At 52.3% G+C, this 17,976-nt stretch carries 12 protein-coding genes, 1 tRNA gene and 4 pseudogenes; 8 read left to right on the top strand and 9 right to left on the bottom strand.

Annotated elements, in window-relative coordinates:
* Both Z948_RS0115940 and Z948_RS0115945 read left to right on the top strand, forming a co-directional pair.
* Positions 1-714 (top strand): cytochrome c biogenesis CcdA family protein, encoded by a 714-nt coding sequence (locus tag Z948_RS0115940; protein WP_025060551.1) that lies wholly within the window; start codon positions 1-3, stop codon positions 712-714.
* Positions 715-729: 15 nt separating this feature from the next.
* The gene (locus Z948_RS0115945; protein ID WP_245604587.1) at positions 730-1,134 is read left to right on the top strand and encodes a thioredoxin family protein; all 405 of its coding nucleotides are present in this window, start codon (positions 730-732) and stop codon (positions 1,132-1,134) included.
* Positions 1,135-2,074: 940 nt separating this feature from the next.
* On the opposite strand, the gene Z948_RS18995 is transcribed toward Z948_RS0115945, so the two are convergent.
* From Z948_RS18995 to Z948_RS0115970, 3 genes and pseudogenes are all read right to left on the bottom strand, one after another.
* Positions 2,075-2,251, bottom strand: coding sequence for a hypothetical protein (locus Z948_RS18995; RefSeq protein ID WP_156023545.1), 177 nt, complete (start codon positions 2,249-2,251; stop codon positions 2,075-2,077).
* 247 nt (positions 2,252-2,498) lie between these two features.
* Positions 2,499-2,972 (bottom strand): annotated as a pseudogene (locus tag Z948_RS0115965) (transposase); the annotation flags it as partial.
* A 322-nt stretch (positions 2,973-3,294) separates the two neighbouring features.
* Positions 3,295-4,320 (bottom strand): IS110 family RNA-guided transposase, encoded by a 1,026-nt coding sequence (locus Z948_RS0115970; protein WP_025060555.1) that lies wholly within the window; start codon positions 4,318-4,320, stop codon positions 3,295-3,297.
* A gap of 146 nt (positions 4,321-4,466) precedes the next feature.
* Here Z948_RS0115970 and Z948_RS0115980 point away from each other — a divergent pair.
* The 3 genes and pseudogenes from Z948_RS0115980 (at position 4,467) to Z948_RS0115995 (ending at position 9,262) form a co-directional block, all read left to right on the top strand.
* Positions 4,467-5,631: pseudogene (locus Z948_RS0115980) on the top strand (IS3 family transposase).
* A 180-nt stretch (positions 5,632-5,811) separates the two neighbouring features.
* A pseudogene (locus Z948_RS18805) lies at positions 5,812-6,555 on the top strand (IS3 family transposase); the annotation flags it as partial.
* 154 nt (positions 6,556-6,709) lie between these two features.
* A complete protein-coding gene (locus Z948_RS0115995; protein WP_025060557.1) occupies positions 6,710-9,262 on the top strand; it encodes a calcium-binding protein in 2,553 nt (850 codons plus the stop codon).
* A 122-nt stretch (positions 9,263-9,384) separates the two neighbouring features.
* Here Z948_RS0115995 and Z948_RS0116000 read toward each other — a convergent pair whose 3' ends face one another.
* From Z948_RS0116000 to Z948_RS0116015, 4 genes and pseudogenes are all read right to left on the bottom strand, one after another.
* Positions 9,385-10,212, bottom strand: coding sequence for a glycosyltransferase (locus Z948_RS0116000; RefSeq protein WP_025060558.1), 828 nt, complete (start codon positions 10,210-10,212; stop codon positions 9,385-9,387).
* 144 nt (positions 10,213-10,356) lie between these two features.
* Positions 10,357-11,095, bottom strand: a pseudogene (locus Z948_RS18810) (IS5 family transposase).
* A 109-nt stretch (positions 11,096-11,204) separates the two neighbouring features.
* Positions 11,205-12,425, bottom strand: coding sequence for an AAA family ATPase (locus Z948_RS18565; RefSeq protein WP_025060560.1), 1,221 nt, complete (start codon positions 12,423-12,425; stop codon positions 11,205-11,207).
* Positions 12,426-12,638: 213 nt separating this feature from the next.
* A complete protein-coding gene (locus tag Z948_RS0116015) occupies positions 12,639-13,973 on the bottom strand; it encodes a plasmid recombination protein (RefSeq protein WP_025060561.1) in 1,335 nt (444 codons plus the stop codon).
* A 403-nt stretch (positions 13,974-14,376) separates the two neighbouring features.
* Here Z948_RS0116015 and Z948_RS0116020 point away from each other — a divergent pair, with 403 nt between their 5' ends.
* Complete coding sequence (locus Z948_RS0116020) at positions 14,377-14,625, top strand: hypothetical protein (RefSeq protein WP_025060562.1); 249 nt, start codon at positions 14,377-14,379, stop codon at positions 14,623-14,625.
* Here Z948_RS0116020 and Z948_RS0116025 read toward each other — a convergent pair.
* Both Z948_RS0116025 and Z948_RS0116030 read right to left on the bottom strand, forming a co-directional pair.
* Positions 14,607-15,881, bottom strand: coding sequence for a DUF6538 domain-containing protein (locus tag Z948_RS0116025; protein ID WP_025060563.1), 1,275 nt, complete (start codon positions 15,879-15,881; stop codon positions 14,607-14,609). The genes Z948_RS0116020 and Z948_RS0116025 overlap by 19 nt on opposite strands.
* A gap of 145 nt (positions 15,882-16,026) precedes the next feature.
* Positions 16,027-16,117, bottom strand: a tRNA-Ser gene (locus Z948_RS0116030).
* 166 nt (positions 16,118-16,283) lie between these two features.
* Here Z948_RS0116030 and Z948_RS0116035 point away from each other — a divergent pair.
* Positions 16,284-17,102, top strand: coding sequence for a DUF2059 domain-containing protein (locus Z948_RS0116035; RefSeq protein ID WP_037952389.1), 819 nt, complete (start codon positions 16,284-16,286; stop codon positions 17,100-17,102).
* Positions 17,102-17,911, top strand: a complete 810-nt coding sequence (locus tag Z948_RS0116040) for a DUF2059 domain-containing protein (protein WP_025060565.1) — start codon at positions 17,102-17,104, stop codon at positions 17,909-17,911. The genes Z948_RS0116035 and Z948_RS0116040 overlap by 1 nt, the downstream gene beginning before the upstream one ends.
* Positions 17,912-17,976 lie beyond the last annotated feature (65 nt).

Here is a 17,976-nt window from a genome sequence, read left to right on the forward strand (position 1 = left end):
ATGGAATTTGTTTTTGCATATCTCGCGGGTCTGCTGACCCTTATCAATCCCTGCGTATTGCCGGTATTGCCCATTGTATTGGTGAGCGCGCTAAACGCGAACCGGTATGGACCTATAGCCCTTGCTGCGGGGATGAGCCTGTCGTTCGTCGTCTTTGGCGTTTTAGTGACGGCCTTCGGGGCCAGCATCGGCTTGACACAAGAAAAACTCGCCCAGATAGGCGCGGCCTTTATGATCGTGTTTGGCATCGTTTTATTGGTGCCCAAATTGGCGCATCGGTTCGAGGCCGCAACAGCAGGGATGGCCGCGCGCGCCGACAGCTCGATTGGGCGCGTTGATGATGGCGGGCTTAAGGGCCAGTTTATGGGCGGTATCCTTTTGGGCGCTGTTTGGTCGCCCTGTATCGGCCCAACCTTGGGCGGTGCAATCGCGCTGGCATCCCAAGGCAGCAACCTTGGCTATACCACCTTTATCATGGCCTTCTTTGCCCTTGGCGTTTCAACCCTGATCATCGTGTTGGGTCTGGGGGCGCGCGAAGCAATCCGGAAAAAAGCGCAGATGCTGCGCGGCCTTGCGGCACGATCCAAACCGATCTTGGGTGTCACATTCCTAGCGGTCGGATTGATGCTCTACTTTAAACTCAACCACTATATCGAGGCATGGGCGCTAGATGTCATGCCAATCTGGCTTCAGGATCTTTCTGTCGCCCTATAACTCAGGAGAACTAAGATGACGATGAACCGACGCACTTTTGTTGCTACAGCCGCTGCTATGGGTATCCTTCCTGCCGCTGCATCTGCTGCCGGATTTATAACCTACAAACCTGGTGTTATTCAGGCGGCATTGGACGAGGGCAAGACAGTGTTTGTCGACTACTCGGCAACATGGTGTGGCACCTGCAAACGTCAGGCCCGTGTTATTGACGGCCTTCGCGCGGCAAGCGGTAAATACGATGCGGCGATGACCTTTGTAAAAGTTGACTGGGACGATTACGGCACGCACGAAGTATCGACTTCCCGCCAAATCCCGCGCCGTTCGACCCTGTTGGTTCTACGCGGTGACAAAGAGCTGGGCCGCATCGTTGCGGGCACATCCGAAAGCGACATCAAAGCGTTGATGGACAAGGGCCTGTAATTCAAAGGCTTAGTTCATCCGAAATCGGTTTTGAACGTATGATTTAGGGAAAGGCTGCGTCATCTGGCGCGGCCTTTTTCCATTCCAGATGAGCTTTCAAGCATTTCAGTGGAAAAGTGGCGGAGAGACAGTCCTTTCGCAGGATTTCAAGAAGGAGGTAAAATCTATATTTAACAACAATATACTACAAGATAAGACTTTCGCCCCGCGTAGCGACTTGTGTAGCAGTTATGGGTTCTACGATTATGGCAATGAGAAGTCCACTTCGATACCTAAGCCATCTCGATTGAAGTCGCCGACCCGCGAGCTAAACCTGCATGAGGTTCATCGACCATGTATGGTTAGGGACTTCCTACGCTGCTAGCGCCTCTAGCTTGGGCCGTTTCAACCGCTTAAATTTCTAGAGACGAAGGTTCAGCTCCAACTCGCAGTAGCTTCAGTACACGCGCCCATCGTACCATTCATAGCCTTTTACATCGCGTAGATACAAAATGCACAAAAACCTAAGCCCGATTCCTTGTAATTGGCCATCTGGCCCACCAACCGTTCCACTATCTCTGAATTCTCATCGTCGAACCTACGCTAGTAACGGTAGCACGTCTCGCTGATTTCAAAAGTACGGCACGCTTACGCGACGCTGCCCTGTTTTGTCTTCACTAAGCTTGCAGTCGCCTCGCGTTTCTGAGACGGCTTCAATATTTATTCTATGGGCCTCTTCAGTACGTCGTACTTCATGCTCATACCCACATAGATGGGATTTTGACAACGGTTTTCCGCTTCCATCGCTTTCACTTGCAAAACCATCAACGCTTCCATGTCACCAAACCTTCTTGCATGCCACTAATAAAAGCTCGCGCTGCTCATCCCATGTTCGCCGCGTAGCTCAAAAACCGGCATACTACTTTCGATCGACTTCGAAATACTTCCATATTCTGGGAGATTAGCTGACCACATTGAAAACGGGGCAATTTTGTTTTGACGTTGAACTTGCCATCAACTCAGAGTACGCGGCAAATTCAGCATCCAAGAGAGCTTCTGTCGTTTTGAAGAGTTTATTGCGCTCGGAGAATTCAATCATGTCCCGCAATACGTCTATCACCCATTCGTTTTTTTTCATTCTCAATTTCCTTTCGATTCCCAACCTACAACTTGGAATAATGCGATTAACAGACCATTAACGTCATCTATTTTTTGAAGTGGTCCTGCTTTTTGGGACAGGCTTGCGGCTTGGGTAAGGTGCATCTGGTTTGTGTTCATGCCGCTTTTCGCATGTCCGCTTGGGTGAAGTATGCTGTGTCGGGTGAGAGTTGGTCCTGGTTTTCCAACCAGTTTACGACCTTGTTAAGGTGGATCAGGGTTTCATGTCAGGCCGCTAATCTTACTGGTTCTGTTTGGCTCGCATAGGCCTCGTTGGGGGGCAAGATGCCGTGGGTCGAGTGCGGGCGTTCGGCGTTGTTGTAAGTCAGCCATTTTCCGATAACAGCCTTGGCCTCCGAGCCGCGCTCGAAGGCATGGAGGTACACGCATTCATACTTCAAAGAGCGCCACAGGCGTTCGATCATCCTGTTGTCGATCCAGCGCCCTTTCCCATCCATGCTGATCTTGATCTCCGGCGTACCGTGTTCGGCCAGCACCTCTTTTAGAGCTTCAACGCTGAAGTCCGCGTCCATGCTGCTGGACAGCCGCCAAGCCAGCACTTTGCGGCTGAACCAGCCCATGATCGCCACAAGATACAGAAAGCCCCGACACATCGGGATGTAGGTAATATCCGCACACCAGACCTGGTTTGGATGGTCGATCACGACATCTTTCAAAAGACATGGCCATATCTTGTGCTGCGTGGACCTGTCGCGGTTTGATGCCGCTCCTTTGATAGCATTTACAGCATGTATGGATGCCCCCATTGGTGCAAGAGATTTCTGAACGGTTTAAGCGTGTGATCGGATGCGGTCATGTATCAGGCCTCATGTTGCGGCGAATAATACAGCCGTGGGCCGGTATGGCGATGCGCGAACCAAAGACAGATCAACAAATCGAGCTCATTGGCTCCTGCAGTAAAACTGTTTTGTCTGGTTCGGATCTTTCCGATCATTTTCCCTTACTGTTCATCGATCTCCTCACACGCTCAAGTCCCGGATTTTGATTTCTGCCGCATTGCGTTCACGCCATCATCGCCGGGTTTTGGTAGTCCTCTTGTTTCGTCACCATGGCCCACAGGCCGCGAGCCATTTTATTCGCTAATGCAACGGCGACCAGCATACGGGGTTTGCGTTCCAACATGGAGATTAACCAACCGTTATGTGGCTTTCCGAAGCGCTCAACGGCCTGCAGAACAGCCATTGCTCCAGATATCAGCAGCCGTCGAATGTCACGCTGGCCCATTTTTGATGTCTTACCAAGGCGAGGCCTGCCGCCCGTCGAGGTCTGCTTGGGAACCAAACCCAGCCATGCGGCAAAATCCCGACCTCGGCGAAAGCAGTTCAGGTCAGGCGCAAAGGTTTCTATGGCCAAAGCCGTGATTGGCCCCACGCCCGGCATGGTCTGGGCACGACGTGCCGCTTCAGCTTCTTTGGCGGCACCCTTCATCTGTCGATCCAATGCTGCAATCTGAGCACTGAGGTCTTCAATCTGGACGATATATACTTTGGCGAGTTCTCGAACGCCTGCCGGCAAGCCAACGGTCTCATCCGTTACCGCATCGGCCAAACGTTTAACCTGAATAGCGCCTTGTGGTGCAACAACGCCGTGCTCAGCTAGATGGCCACGCAATGCGTTGATTGTTTGGGTGCGCTGACCGACAAACATTTGTCGTGTGCGAAACAGCATGGCACGTGCCTGCTGGGCTTCGGACTTGAGTTCTACAAACCGCATGGTCGGTCGTGATGCCGCTTCAACGATGGCTTCGGCGTCCGCAACATCGTTTTTTTGCCGTTTGACGAAAGGCTTCACATAGTTTGGTGCAATCAATCGCACGGTATGTCCAAGCTTCTCGAACTGGCGGCCCCAGCTATGCGCAGTCGCACACGCCTCCATCGCAACGATGCAGGCGGATTGTTGGCTCATAAACGCAAGACGCTGAATACGTGTCAGTTTTTTACGAAAAACAACTGTTCCATTGGCGCAAGCCCCGTGAAGTTGAAACACACGCTTTGCAAGGTCTATGCCGATTATGGCGACTTCTGACATGGATACTCTCCCTTTGTTGATGCTTTCTGAAACACCACATTGGCACACTACGATGCCGGTTGGTCGGGGGCATCCACGCCATCAACAAAGGAGACTGACTATGCCCCGCCCGGCAGGGTTATGCGAAGCATGATCCCGAGAGGGGACTGAAACGGACGGACGAATTCCGCGCTGATGCGGTGCGTATCGAGCTGACAAGTGGGCTTACGCGCAAGCAGGTGGCTGATGATCCATTGCCCGACAGGGTATTGCGCAGCAATGTCTCGAAAGGGTGGGTGTCGGCATGTCGACGCTGAACAAATGGATCACCGCGCATCGAGACACTGATGTGGTGTCGAAAGAAGATTTAGATCTCGCCAAAGAGAATGACCGACTTCGACGCGAGATCAAACTCCTCAAGGAGGAGAGGGAAATTCTAAAAAAGGCCACCCAGTTCTTTGTGGGCCTAAAGCAATGAGATTTAGGTTTGTCGAAGAACACAGGTCCAGCTTTCCAGCCAATCGGTTGTGCGAGGTTGTTGGCGTCAGCTCACGTGGTTTGCGTGCGTTCCGCAGCCGTCCAGCCAGCCGCAGACAGCGGTCTGATTTGATCACGTTGGCCCATATCAAAGAACAATCCCGCCTCAGTTTGGGCAGCTATGGTCGACCACGCATGACGGAAGAGCTGAAAGAGATCGGCTTGGATGTTGGCCATCGTCGTGTTGGTCGTTTGATGCGGCAGAACCGCATATCAGTGGTCAGAACCCGCAAACACAAGGTGACAACGGATAGCGAGCACAAGTTCAACATCGCGCCCAATCTGTTAGATCGTGACTTCATGGCAGATGCACCAAACCAGAAATGGGCTGGCGACATTAGTTATATTTGGACACGCGAGGGTTGGCTTTATCTGGCAGTGATCCTGGATCTGCACTCAAGGCGTGTGATCGGCTGGGCCGTGAGCAATCGGATGAAACGTGATCTGGCGATCCGGGCGTTGAACATGGCCATCGCGTTCCGGCAACCGCCCAAAGGCTGTGTCCATCACTCGGATCGCGGAAGCCAATATTGTTCACACGACTATCAGAAGATCCTGCGCCAGCACGGGTTCAAGGTGTCGATGTCTGGGAAGGGCAATTGCTATGATAATGCCGCCATCGAGACCTTCTTCAAGACGATCAAAGCAGAACTGATCTGGCGGCATCCTTGGGAGACACGACGAAAGGCCGGGGTCGCAATCTTCGAATACATCAATGGCTTCTACAATCCACGCCGCCGCCACTCAGCACTGGGCTGGAAAAGCCCCGTCGCATTCGAACGAAAGGTGGCTTAAACGAGCACTTGGAGCGGCACTAAAGCGTGACAGGTCCAGCGGGTGCTTTTTGCTCGTGTTGGGCTCTTGGTAGATCGGCACCAGCCTTATGAGACGAATCAGGCGACGCACACGATGTCGACCGCATCTATGGTTGTTGCGCTTCATAAAGCGGGCCATCTGGCGTGACCCGTACCAAGGCGTTTCAGCGAAGAACAGATAATCGGGATACTGAAGGAGCATCAGGCAGGGCTTGGCGCGAAGGAGCTGTGCCGCAAGCATGACGTGAGCGATGCGACGTTTTATAAATGGCGGTCCAAATATGGCGGTATGGAAGTATCGGAGGCCAAGCGACTGAAGGCGCTGGAGGTTGTGGATGCCAAACTGAAGAAGCTGCTGGCTGAGCAAATGATGGATGTGTCGACGCTCAAGGAGATGTTGGGAAAAAAACTTTTGAGGCCCGGTTCACGCAAAAGGGCAGTGACCTGGGCCATGACGGAGAAGCAATACAATCAAAAGCGGGCCTGCGCCTTGGCTGGGGGCGATCCGCGTGTTTATCGGCGGGCGTCGTAGCGCTCATCGGATATTGACCTGCGAGACCGATTGAAGGAGCTGTCATCTGAACGGCGTCGTTTTGGATACCGGCGACTGCACATCCTGCTCAAACGTGAAGGCTGGGCGGTGAACTGGAAGAAGCTGTATCGGATCTACCGCGAAGAAGGACTAACTGTCCGCAAACGAGGCGGTCGCAAGCGCGCTGTGGGCACCCGAGCGCCGATGGCGATCCCGCAGGGGCCAAACCAACGGTGGTCGCTCGACTTTGCACCCGACAGCCTGTTTTGCGGTCGTCGCTTCGGCATTCTGAACGTGATCGACGACTTCAGTCGCGAATGTTTGGCTGCCGTGGTCGACACATCGCTCTCAGGTGACCGTGTGGGGCGGGAGCAGGTCATAAGGTAATCCCCCCCTTACAAGGAAAATTAGAATCGAACTTCGGTCAAAACGGGGGAGAAGTCCACATTCCCGACAATATGTCGCCGCTCAGCCAACTATAGCGACCGGCAATTATCTCTCAACGTGACGATGTTAGGAGATCGAGGTGATCGAAGTAGAGCTACTGCAAGCTATCGAGTCCGGTCAGAATGTTACTTCGGGCCATTTTGGTGGTAACGTTATTGCTGGAAAAAACACAGATGATGGTATTCCGACCGAGCAAAATAGCCTTGCACACCAAGAGCTGGATATAGAGGTGGCGAGGTATCCAGCCGGCGAGCCAGATCTTATGTATAAAGATGGAATGGTGATCAATGGAGCCTTGCCGGATCACCTTATAAATTTTTTAATGGCAGCCCGTGCAAGTGGCCAATCTGTAGTTCTAGTAACGCCGACGCATGAAGGTTATCACGGTGCTGATATATTAACAGAATTCACAAGTTTGGTTTTGGGGCAATTTTCTGATGTAATTCACGCGTTTGAAATTGGGAACGAATATTGGAACCATCAAACAGAAACCTCATATGGTGAAGTTGCTAATGATAGTGTTTTGGCTATATCATCTCAGCTAACTGGGCAGTATGGCGATATACCCATTTGGGTGCAAATGGGTGACGCTGGCGGTCAAGCTAGCGAATTTGCAAAGGATGCGCCTCTAAGTGAAGGCATCGGCTGGCTTTGGCGAAATATTGGAGCCAACAACCTGATTTTAGATCAATTGACACCGGAAGCCCGAGCAACAATCGATGGTGTTGTGGAGCACTACTATTTTAGAGAAGATCATCAATATCTTGGTTTTTATAACGATCAGAATATTGTTATGGACCATGAAGTTTGGCAAAGTGCCTTTGGACGAAATTTAACGCTAAACATCACTGAGTGGAATATTAGAACAACTAATCTAGACCAATTGGGTATCCGCGCGGCGTCTACTCTAATCGCTCAATTTTCCTTTATGATGGACATGGAAGTTGATGAAGCATACGTATGGCCGCCCATGCACAATACGTCGACTGACTTAGCAGGTAGTAGTAATGTTTTATTGGATCCAGAAACGGGAATCGTAATAAATAGTGTAGGGGGGGCTACATTTGACTTAATGTCTTCATCATTAGTTGGCTTGCAATACCGGCCATCCGCAACGACCAGTGATAGTAGTTTACTACATAATTATGTCTATTCTGGTGAAGATAAGGTTGTCGTGTATGTAACATCTAGGTCAGACGAAACAGAAAGTGTATCATTTAACCTTGGGAATTTCTTTCCAGGCGCCTCCCTTATTTCCGCGACCCAAATTGGGTATGACAAAACGAGCTCTGATGGCAGACACTATGACTATGTACAGCGCGAGTTTGTTGATTCTGAAGCAGTCGCAATTGACGGTGAGCTATATTACACCAACGAACACGACGTACGAGCTACCATTACAGAGCACGACACCTCCCAATCTACCAATGGTGGGAATTTCACATTCACCCTCCTTCCGTACGAAGTGATAGAGCTGACCTATGAAATTCCGAACTTTGAGAGGACTGACGGGACGAACGGAAAGGACATAATTAGTAGCGAAGACAGTAAGAATGATTTAGTATTTAGTCTGGCTGGGAATGACAATATTCAGGCAGGCTCAGGCGATGATAGCATTTATGCAGGCGACGGCGATGATTATATCGACGCTGGATTAGGAGATGATCTTGTTTCAGGGGGGGCAGGCAACGACATAATTCGAGGAAGAGGTAATAATGATATAATTTCAGGAGGTTCTGGAAACGATGATATTGATGGGGGCTGGGGAGATGATAAACTAGACGGAGGTAGCGGTTCCGATATACTCAATGGGGGGTGGGGGCGTGACACAATTACCTTAGATAGTAGTCTCGACATAGCTATTGGTGGAGGCGATGACGATTTATTTCAATTAGACGGCTTACAGAAATATGGTGCAGGATGGGGCGGAATAAATGCATCAAACCAATATCAAGATGGTACAATGGTTTTCTTGCCAGTTGCCAATTACAACTTGTATTCCAGTGTTATAATTGGTGGGGCTGGATATGATACCATTGAATTAAGCGCATCCGATGATGCAATTTTCTTGCATAACGGTTTTTCAAGCCTGCCCAGCAGCTTGAACGTATCCGAGTACGTTTCGGATCTTCCTTCAGGTCTAATGATTTCTGGAATAGAAGAGTTTCGTGCCGGAGCTGGTAATGACTTTGTAGACCTTACCAGCGACGTATTTCACCTACAAGGACAAAGCATAGTCATTCATGGAGATTATGGTCACGACGTGGTATGGGGCTCGGCGGCGAATGAAACTATATTTGGTGGTGAAGGCAATGATACGTTGTTTGGTGGAGCTGGAAATGATGAGATAAGCGGTGGAACCGGGGCGGATGTGTTTGAGTTCACGAGCACCTCAATTGATACATCTTTAACCGATTTTGATGTTCGGGAGGGCGACGAGCTGCGCTTCTACAATACGGAAAATGTTGAATTTGATGCCGGAAGTGTGGCGTTAACCCCTGGCGGAATCAATATTTCTTATAGAAATACTGTTTCCGAAACAGAACACTACATTTTCATATCTCTTGTCACACATTCAACCGAATTTGCGGCAACGTTACCTGAGATTTTGAATGCTTTAGAGATCGTGTGAATTTGTTGGTTTACCGGCTTTGTTGCACAAACCGGCGTGAGGGTGAGCTCCCCGACTTGTGCAACAAGCCGGGGCGGACCACTTCAAAAAGGGGAGCTTCACCGATTTGTCCAACAAAACCCTTACGCGCCAAAAATAGTTTCCAAGTTTTCCATACGTTGCCCAAAGCCATCTAAGAGAATTTTCTTTACTTCTTCAGGCGAAAGGTCGCCTTCTCTTCCAGTTGGTATTACACCAGAATCATTCTCTCCGTGGAAAGTTCGAATAAACATTGGTCTAGTCATGTCCGAGTAACAATTAAAGAACTGGTTCGCCTTCCGGTGGTTTCTTCTAAAAACATTGCAACGATTTCCGATTGGTGAAACTAGCGTCATCCCTGCTGCAACTGGAGTTTTTTCATAGAACTCACCTAAAGAAAAGTCAGTTTTTTCTGTCTTTGTCCGAAAGTAAAATCCACGGTTAAATGATATAATAAATGGGTTTGTCTTGTTTTTGCCAACCCGGACTATAGTTTCAGCATGGTCTCTCGTGCAGGCAATGATGTCTTTATGCACAGCGTCATCATCATCCAACCTAAATGATGCGATGTGCGTAGTGTCAGGCGCGGTTTCAAGGAGGTCATAGGCCTGGTATATTGCTCTTATATGGATCATCGTAGGTAATTGTATTACTTTAAAGTTTTCATATTCTGCCACCAGCTCTTTAAGTCGCAATAACGACTTTGGGGGGAATGATGATGCGATCAAAATGCCCAGTTTGAAATTTGAATCTGTTTGTCGTATCAATGAAGGAAGTGTCAACTTTTCGAATAAGAGAAACCTTTTTTCTAGCCGTTCAGGATCATACAAATACTTTTCTAGGTCGCCATGCGCCATGTTCGAGATCGCAAATCCTCCCTCTGACAAATATGAAAACCGTATTAGCGCCTTTATCTGTACTTTGGATTGCATTATTTTTCCGCTCGTATTTCATATCTTTATCGGTTTTCTTGGTAACACCAACAGGTGGGGGGATCAATCCAAGCATTTGGGCAAAGGTGCCCGAAGATCTGAACGAAGCGGGTGGCGATAAGCGTGTATTCCTAGGGTCAGGACTCATAACCAAAGGATAACGGCTGCTGCTAGAGCAATTGCAGAGAGGAAGACGGTTGGGGATCTGTCGTAGCGGGTTGAGATGCGTCGCCAATCCTTAAGCCTGCCAAACATCCTTTCGATACGGTTACGACGTTTGCATCGGCGCTTGTCATACTTGACGGTCTTCTTGCGCGATTGGCGGCAAGGAATGCAGGGCTTTGTACCCTTGTCCACAAGCGTTTCGGGGAACCAATCGGCATCATACCCTCGATCAGCGAAAAGCCATTCTTGAGGGCCGCCGCTCTGGTGTAGTCGCTAACTTGCCCTGCGGTGATAAAGAGGCGAATTGGTCGTCCTCTGGTGTCTGTGACAGCATGCAGCTTTGCATTCATACCGCCTTTGGTTAGCCCGATCAGGCGTCCTCGCCCCCTTTTTTCAACCGCAGGCTGGAAGCCGTACGGTGTGCCTTGAGATAGGTGGCGTCGATTGAGATGGTTTTGTTATCGGGGGCCTGTTCGGCTAGCCCCATCAGGATCTGGGCAAATATGCCCATATCACTCCAGCGCTTCCAGCGATTATATAACGCCTTCGGCGGCCCGTAATCGGTAGGTGCGTCGCACCATCTTAACCTATTACGATTAAATAAAATAATTCCGATTAGAACACGCCTATCATCCACGCGAGTACGACCTCGGCTCTTTGGAAAGTAAGGTCGGAGACGCTCCATTTGTGCTTCCGTCAGCCAGTATAAGTTGCTCATGATATCCCCCTAAAACTGGGAAGCGTGAATCATGACAACGCGATAACCTCAATCAGTTAATGGGTCCTGACCCGAATATACATGTCGTAGCAGACGCTAACCAAGCGCCTCAATGCAGTACGGGATCTTGCGCCACCGCTGCGGCTTCATCAATTAACTGCTGGATCCGCCGCAGCGATGGCCGCTGGCCGTTTGCTACCGCCGCTTCGACCCGCGCGATCAAGCAGTCTACGACTTCGGCATAGAGCCGACCCGCTGATTGTTTACGGATTAGGTCGGCGAGGTCCTTTTTCCCCGGATAGCCGATATAGAACACGCGGCAGCGGTCGAGGAGCGGCGCTGGGATGCCTTTGCGCTCATTAGCGGTCATGATCCAGCTGATCTGGCTCATGTTGTAGGTGCGGCGCGTGTAGGGGCATTCCCATGACGTGGATGATGACGGCTCGAGCAGGCCAAGCAGCGCCTCTGGCAGCGAGACGCGCGAGCCTCCGCTTGCTGTCATGATGCCTGCCTTCTCGATTTCGTCGACGATCATGACAGGGTTGGCGATGCCGGTCTTTGCGATTTCCTGCAGCGGGATGCCCGCCTGTGATTTGTTCCAGGTCGGGTCAGATCCTGCGACGGTGAAGCTCGCGTTTGACGCGGCTGCGTCAAGCGTTCTGACAGGCGCTCCGGACAGAGCTGCCAGCTTCCGCGCATAGGTCGACTTTCCGCAACCGGGCGGGCCGATCAGGATCACGGGCGGCAGGTTCAACCACGCGTTTCCAGAGATGTATTGTGTCCGAAGCGCTTTATAGGCCCATGTTGAGACGTCAGACATCCATGGCGCTGAGGCATGCAGCCCTGCGATCATTTCATCGAGGGCGTGCATCGTCGGCGGGCCGGCCAAGGCGGGGTGCGACGTGGCGAGGTTTTCAACCAGCTGCTGCACGTCTTCACGCTGGCCGTTCTTCTTTTGCGCCCGCTCATATTGGCGCGCTTGGTCTTTGAACGCGTATTGGGCCGCCTCAAAGACAAAGCTGACCTGCACGGCATCTCGGACCGCCGCGATAAAAGCGTCATCAGGATCTTCATGGACAAAGCCCAAAAATTCGATCTGACCTGGATCGATCAAACTGCGCTCCTCGATGATTGAAGCCACGTTTGCTGTCATAATGCTGGTGAGTTCTTCTTCGACGCGTTGCTCGACCATCTCTTTTGAGACAGCTCTGGACCACAGGAAGTCGGCCATGCCTTGGTCCTCTGCCATCTGCAGAAGCTTTGCTTTCAGCTCATCGAGGTCGGGTCGTTTAGGGAGGAGTTCGGTAAAGTCTTTGAGATAATGTGTCATCAGTCCATGCCTATTGAGGGCCATCTTTTGTGGCGTCATCGGCAGAGCGGATCTGGGAATGTTTGGTAGAGACACACGTTGATCGGCCAGGCCGATCAGCCTGGTTTACAGCTTGGGCGCTGCGGTAATCTTTGGTGTGTGTATCAATGTCATGGCACGTTTATCAGCGCTCTAGAGGTCGGGTTCAAGCCCATTTATATTTCACCGGCGCACTTACCCCAAACCTGGCTCCTCTTCTGCGGCATCGATGATGATCTCCTGCGCCTCGTTCTTCACCTCAGGCGGGAGGTCGTTGCGCGTCAGAAACGCTCTGATCCGGCTGATCTGTTCGTCCAAACGGAAGATCCGCGCGAACAGATTGCTTTCCACAAAGGCGAGGCGTTTGGCGAGGTTCACGATCTGAGTTTGCAGCTTTGGCGGTGTGCCCTTCAATGGCGTAGGGTCCTGCATCGTCGTCTCGCCTGTGTCCGGATTATAAACCAGCGTTTCGTTCTCGGCCTCGGTCAGGACCGCCTCGATTGCATCAACACCCCGATCATAGGTCTCTTTGGCAGCACGGGCCGCAGCCATCTGCTCCTGCACCTCTTGCCGCTCTGTCTTTACGGCCTGTTTCTCGACCTCAATGGCCTCCGCCTCCTGCGCCATGGTCGTTGCCAACGCGATTTGTCCGGCCTTCAGACGCTCCATGTTTTCAGCCATCGCGACCTGCTTCTTTTCCAGCCGCTTGCTATAGGTCTCTTTTCGTTTGATCTCTTTTTCCGTCAACACCGACTTCGCTTCTAACTTCGCCAGATGTCTTTGTGTCTTCGCCACTGATGCCTTTTGTTCATTGATCTCTTGCGACATGGCCTCGATCTCTGCCTCCAACATCGCCTTCTCCAGCGGTAGGTCCTCATGCAGCTGCTTCACCGTCCGGTGAAGCGTGTCCGAGTAGTTTGCCCCCGCTTTCAGCCGCGCTTGCTTCTTGTTCCCCCGTTCGATTTCTGGCGCATAGCGTTGCATCACCTCAGCCGCCAGATCTTGCAGCGCCGACATATCGCCGAGGCGGGTGGCGTTGCTGATGGGCTCTCCGTCGTCGTTATACGCGCGCAGGGTAAAATGCGCGTGGATCGCGGTTTCATCGAGATGCACCACAAGCGCTTCCAGCGATGTCTTCAGCAGAACTGCGATCTCTTGGGCCAGTTCTCGGAACGCACGGTCCTGCAATTCTTCAGGCAACCGGTTGAACACCTCCTGCGCGGTGTGGCCGAAGGTCACGATGCCTGCGGTGACCACTGCCGCGTTGGATTTCATCTTGCGGGTGCGGCCTGCGCGCTTGCGCAAGGCCTCGTTCTCGCGCTGGATGTCCGGAAGCGGTCGCAGTTCCATCAGGTGCCGGTTCAGCTCTGTACGGTCCCCATCCACATACGCAGGCTGCTTGCCAATCCGGAAATCATGCCGCCGCTGGAACTTCGCCTTCACCATGGCCTTCGGTTCAATGCGCACGGAGACGGCATTGGGGTTGGACGCAGCAGCATCTGGGCGGGTGTTCTGTTTTGTATCTGTCATCGGGCAAGCATCCGCGCCCTTTATGAAAGTTCAAAACCATTCCTGAATAAGCTATGTTTGTCATATACTTTATGTTTGTCATATACTTAATGAAGGATAATCTGATCACGCAACCTACTCGGCATAACTTGCGTTATCCCGATCCGGTGAAGGAGCTTTGCCCCTTTCAAAACCCCACCAAGGGATGCTTCGCTCCCTTTGGAAACCCTAGAGCCAAGGGCACCGAGGAGCCGTTTTCGCTGATCTGACCCTACCACTTTTCCACAATTATCGACATGCGTGCCCGAGTTTGTCCGAGATCGGAACGGCGTGCCTGTGCTATAAATAGGCATCCCGACAGGCCATTTCGGCTTCACTCAACATCATCCATTGTACCGCGTTTGCGCGACCGGAGACTTATTGCTTGCAGCACGCCTCACCTCATATCCCACAGACCGCAAGACGCGTTTCCGCGCCTTGTGCTGCTGAGGTGTTGGAAGCGCGGATCGTCAAGGCGTTGGGCACGGTGGCATTGCTTGTTGTAGAGGACCCCATCTACATTCCAGTGTTCGAACGGCTGGAACGGGAACTGGCGGACATCAAATCACGGAACGACGCGATTGAGCGCGCCCGTGAGTTTCTCGCTCCAAACCATCAAAACGCGATGCGCTGAACCATCTCCGCTTTGAATGCCAATCCACCGCCCTGACCGTAGCGCTCACGGTTCAGACTGTGGCCCATCAGATCGCGGCGTACGCGGTCATCCACACCCGCCCGCAACAGACGATCCTCAAAACTGTGGCGCAGCGAATACATGACGTGTTGCTCGCTCTCCATCAGCCCATGCGCGCGCAGGTATTTGTTCACTGTACTGGACAGCGTGGCATCGCTGTCGCGGTAGGTCGGGAAGCCGTCCGGGAAAGCACGCATCGCGTCAAGGCTGACACCAACCAGCGGAATGACACGTTTTGAGTTCTTGTTCTTGATTGCGCGCCCCTCGCGTGGCGCGATGACCATGTGCGGGATCTCGGCCTCAAGACAGAACTGTCTCGGCGCAGCACAGGCCGCCTCTGACGGGCGATAGCCAGTGTTGACCATACCCAGAAAAATCGCCCGCGCCTCTGGGTTCAGCGTCATCAACGCGTCTGGGCGCAAGAGTTTCGTGCGGATCCAGTCGTCGCTGAACGGTGGGCGCTCGGATTTCTCGCCTTCTTTGAACGCAAGCCCATCAAGTGGCAGGTCCAGTCCCAGTCGCTTCATCTTGTTGACGGTTTTCAGAACCTCGCCAAGATGGATGAGGTCCTTGTTCGCACTGTTGGCGGTAAGACCCCCGATCTCGATCCGCTCCTGCCAGTACCCCCGGAACTCCAGCATATCATCGGCAGTGATATGGTTCATCGGCTTGTCGCCCACGACGCTCACGAAATTCCGGACTGCTTTCTTGCGCGGGTTCTCCCAACGCCGTTTCTGATCCTCGCTTTTGCCAAAGGTCTTGTCTTTCGCCAGCGTCCAATAGGCTTCCAGCGCCTGCGTGACAGTCAACGCCGGAGGCTGCTTTGTCCCCAGAACGGCTGCTGCCTCGAGAAGATCCGGCCTCTGGTCTCGATTGGCAATCGTTTCAATCCGATCCAGCAGTGTGTCGATTGGCAGCTGCACCACCTGATCCAGCGGCATGTACCGCACACCCTTGGCCGATGCCAAATCCTGAACAGCCTCAAAATGCTTTACCGCATCGTCATCATGACCGGACAGCCGCGCTTTCCACGCCGCAACCTGTTCGTTCCAAACTGCGGGGGCTTTCTCACACGCAAGCCGCCGAGAATCCGTTTTAAGACTGATCCAGACCTCGGAGCGAGATTCGATCTGCTGAAATTCCACAGGCACACGGCGGCGCAGGCACCACTGATTTCCTCGTTTGATCACAGACATAACATACCCCGTGACGAACCTGCCGTGTAGCAGATTGTGTAGCAATTTCGGAGTGTTCTATTGGCCCATAAGATACGAAAAACACCCTTTAGAGGGGTAAGTACTCGTAAAATATAAGGTTTCAAGTTTTCGGAAGGAAAAGTCATGGCGGAGAGACAGGGATTCGAACCCTGGGAACCCTTTAGAGGCTCAACGGTTTTCGAAACCGTCCCGTTCGACCACTCCGGCACCTCTCCGCGGGGGTCTTGGGGCCGTGCTTTAGTCCTGTTTGGGAGGGTGAGCAAGAGCGGGTTTGCGCATCTTTGCCTGTTTTTGGGTTTTTCATTGCAGAGCCAAGAAGAACAGCTAGTTTGAGAGGGTAACCACAAAGGAAAACCCATGCATTTGATCCGCAGATTTCTGATGACCCCTGTTGTCCTGTTGATGTTGGGCTGTTCGGCGATGATGGCGCATGCGCAAGCTTTGGAAACCGAAGACCTAGAGGCGTTTCTAGAGGTCACCGGCTTTGACGTCGCCTTGGAAAGCATTCGCCTGTCTGCGGATGCTGCGCCGCAAATGTTGGGTCTGCAGGCCGAAGATTTCGGCTCAGAGTGGAAACGGCTGGTGTCAGAAGTGTTCGAGACCGATTTGATGCATGACATGGCGCTGGATATTCTGGGCAAAACGCTTACCGAGACGCAGCTTGAACATGCTTCGGGGTTTTATGCCTCTGATCTGGGTAAACGATTGGTTGTGGTGGAAAACAGCTCTCATATGGTTGAGGAAGACGGCCTGAAATCGGAAAGCGGCGGGCAGATTATTGAAGGTCTCAAAAGCATCGGTTCGCCCCGAGTTGCGATTTTAGAGCGTTTGAACCGCGCCAGCGGCAGCGAGGAAACCTCACTGCGTTCGATCCAAGAGGTGCAAATCCGGTTCTTGATGGCGGCCGCAGGTGCTGGCGTGATCGAGTTGCAGATGGATGAACCTGATCTGCGCGAAGCGATGCGATCTCAGGAAGCCGAGCTGCGGACCAACCTGCGCCAAAGCGCACTAGAGGGCGCGGCCTATACTTATCAGGCCTTTTCGGATGATGAGATGGTCGCCTATGCAAAAGCCTTGGAAGACCCGAAAATGATAGAGGTGTATAACCTTATGAACGCGGTTCAATATGAAATCATGGCCAATCGGTTCGAGGCGGTGGCGGATCGCTTGCGGGTCATGCAGCCTAGTCAGGATCTGTAATGCGTCGTCTTCTTGCTGTTCTTTTGGTGCTGGTTACTGCGCTGCCTCTTTGGGCGGGAGCGCGTCATACTGTTTTGATGGATGTTCTTAAGGTCAGAGAACTCAGCGGCATCCTGCATGAGGAAGGGCTGGAATTTGGGGCCACTTTGAACCGTGACTGGCTAGAGGGGCAGGGCGGCGCAGCGTGGAGCCAGCAAGTTACGCAGATATACAACCGTGATCGCATAAGCGAAGGCATTCGCGCAGGGCTGGAACCTGCTCTTGAAGGGGAGGCGCTGGAGGATGCGATCAGCTTTTTCGCCTCTGACCTTGGTAGCCAGATCATCACGCTGGAAAATTCGGCCCGCCGTGCAATGGCCGATCCGCTGGTGGAAGAACAGGCGCGCGCCCAATTTGCCCAGCGGCAAGGCGGGGACGACCCCTATATCCAGCAAATCAACCGGATGATTGTGGCAGGTGATCTGATCAACCGAAACGTCACATCCGCGCTGAATTCAAACTATCACTTTCTGCGCGCTTTGGTGGATGGCGATATTTATATGATGAGCGAAGACGAAATCCTACAGGATGTGATGTCAGAGCGCGCTGACATCGAAGCGGATACCGAAAGCTGGCTTGGCGCGTTTCTGACGCTGGCCTATAGCCCTTTGTCCTTGGATGAATTGACAGCCTATGCCGACTTTTCAGAAACCAAAGCGGGCAAGGCGCTGAACGCTGGATTATTTGCGGGTTTTGACCCACTGTATGAGGATATTTCCTATGCTTTGGGCCGCGCTATGGCGCTCAACATGGCTGCTGAGGAGCTGTGAAGCACGCGCGCGCGCCGTTGGCAGGTTTTGTTGCAGCGGCGGTTTGCCGATATATGTTGGAAAAT

The sequence above is a fragment of the Sulfitobacter donghicola DSW-25 = KCTC 12864 = JCM 14565 genome, from assembly GCF_000622405.1.
In the GTDB taxonomy this organism is placed as follows: Bacteria; Pseudomonadota; Alphaproteobacteria; order Rhodobacterales; family Rhodobacteraceae; genus Sulfitobacter; species Sulfitobacter donghicola.

Coding starts and splice junctions, on each gene's coding strand:
- Z948_RS0115940 (WP_025060551.1), top strand. CDS start 1: ATGGAATTTGTTTTTGCATATCTCGCGGGTCTGCTGACCCTTATCAAT.
- Z948_RS0115945 (WP_245604587.1), top strand. CDS start 730: ATGACGATGAACCGACGCACTTTTGTTGCTACAGCCGCTGCTATGGGT.
- Z948_RS18995 (WP_156023545.1), bottom strand. CDS start 2,251: ATGAAAAAAAACGAATGGGTGATAGACGTATTGCGGGACATGATTGAA.
- Z948_RS0115970 (WP_025060555.1), bottom strand. CDS start 4,320: ATGTCAGAAGTCGCCATAATCGGCATAGACCTTGCAAAGCGTGTGTTT.
- Z948_RS0116000 (WP_025060558.1), bottom strand. CDS start 10,212: ATGCAATCCAAAGTACAGATAAAGGCGCTAATACGGTTTTCATATTTG.
- Z948_RS18565 (WP_025060560.1), bottom strand. CDS start 12,425: ATGACACATTATCTCAAAGACTTTACCGAACTCCTCCCTAAACGACCC.
- Z948_RS0116015 (WP_025060561.1), bottom strand. CDS start 13,973: ATGACAGATACAAAACAGAACACCCGCCCAGATGCTGCTGCGTCCAAC.
- Z948_RS0116025 (WP_025060563.1), bottom strand. CDS start 15,881: ATGTCTGTGATCAAACGAGGAAATCAGTGGTGCCTGCGCCGCCGTGTG.
- Z948_RS0116035 (WP_037952389.1), top strand. CDS start 16,284: ATGACCCCTGTTGTCCTGTTGATGTTGGGCTGTTCGGCGATGATGGCG.
- Z948_RS0116040 (WP_025060565.1), top strand. CDS start 17,102: ATGCGTCGTCTTCTTGCTGTTCTTTTGGTGCTGGTTACTGCGCTGCCT.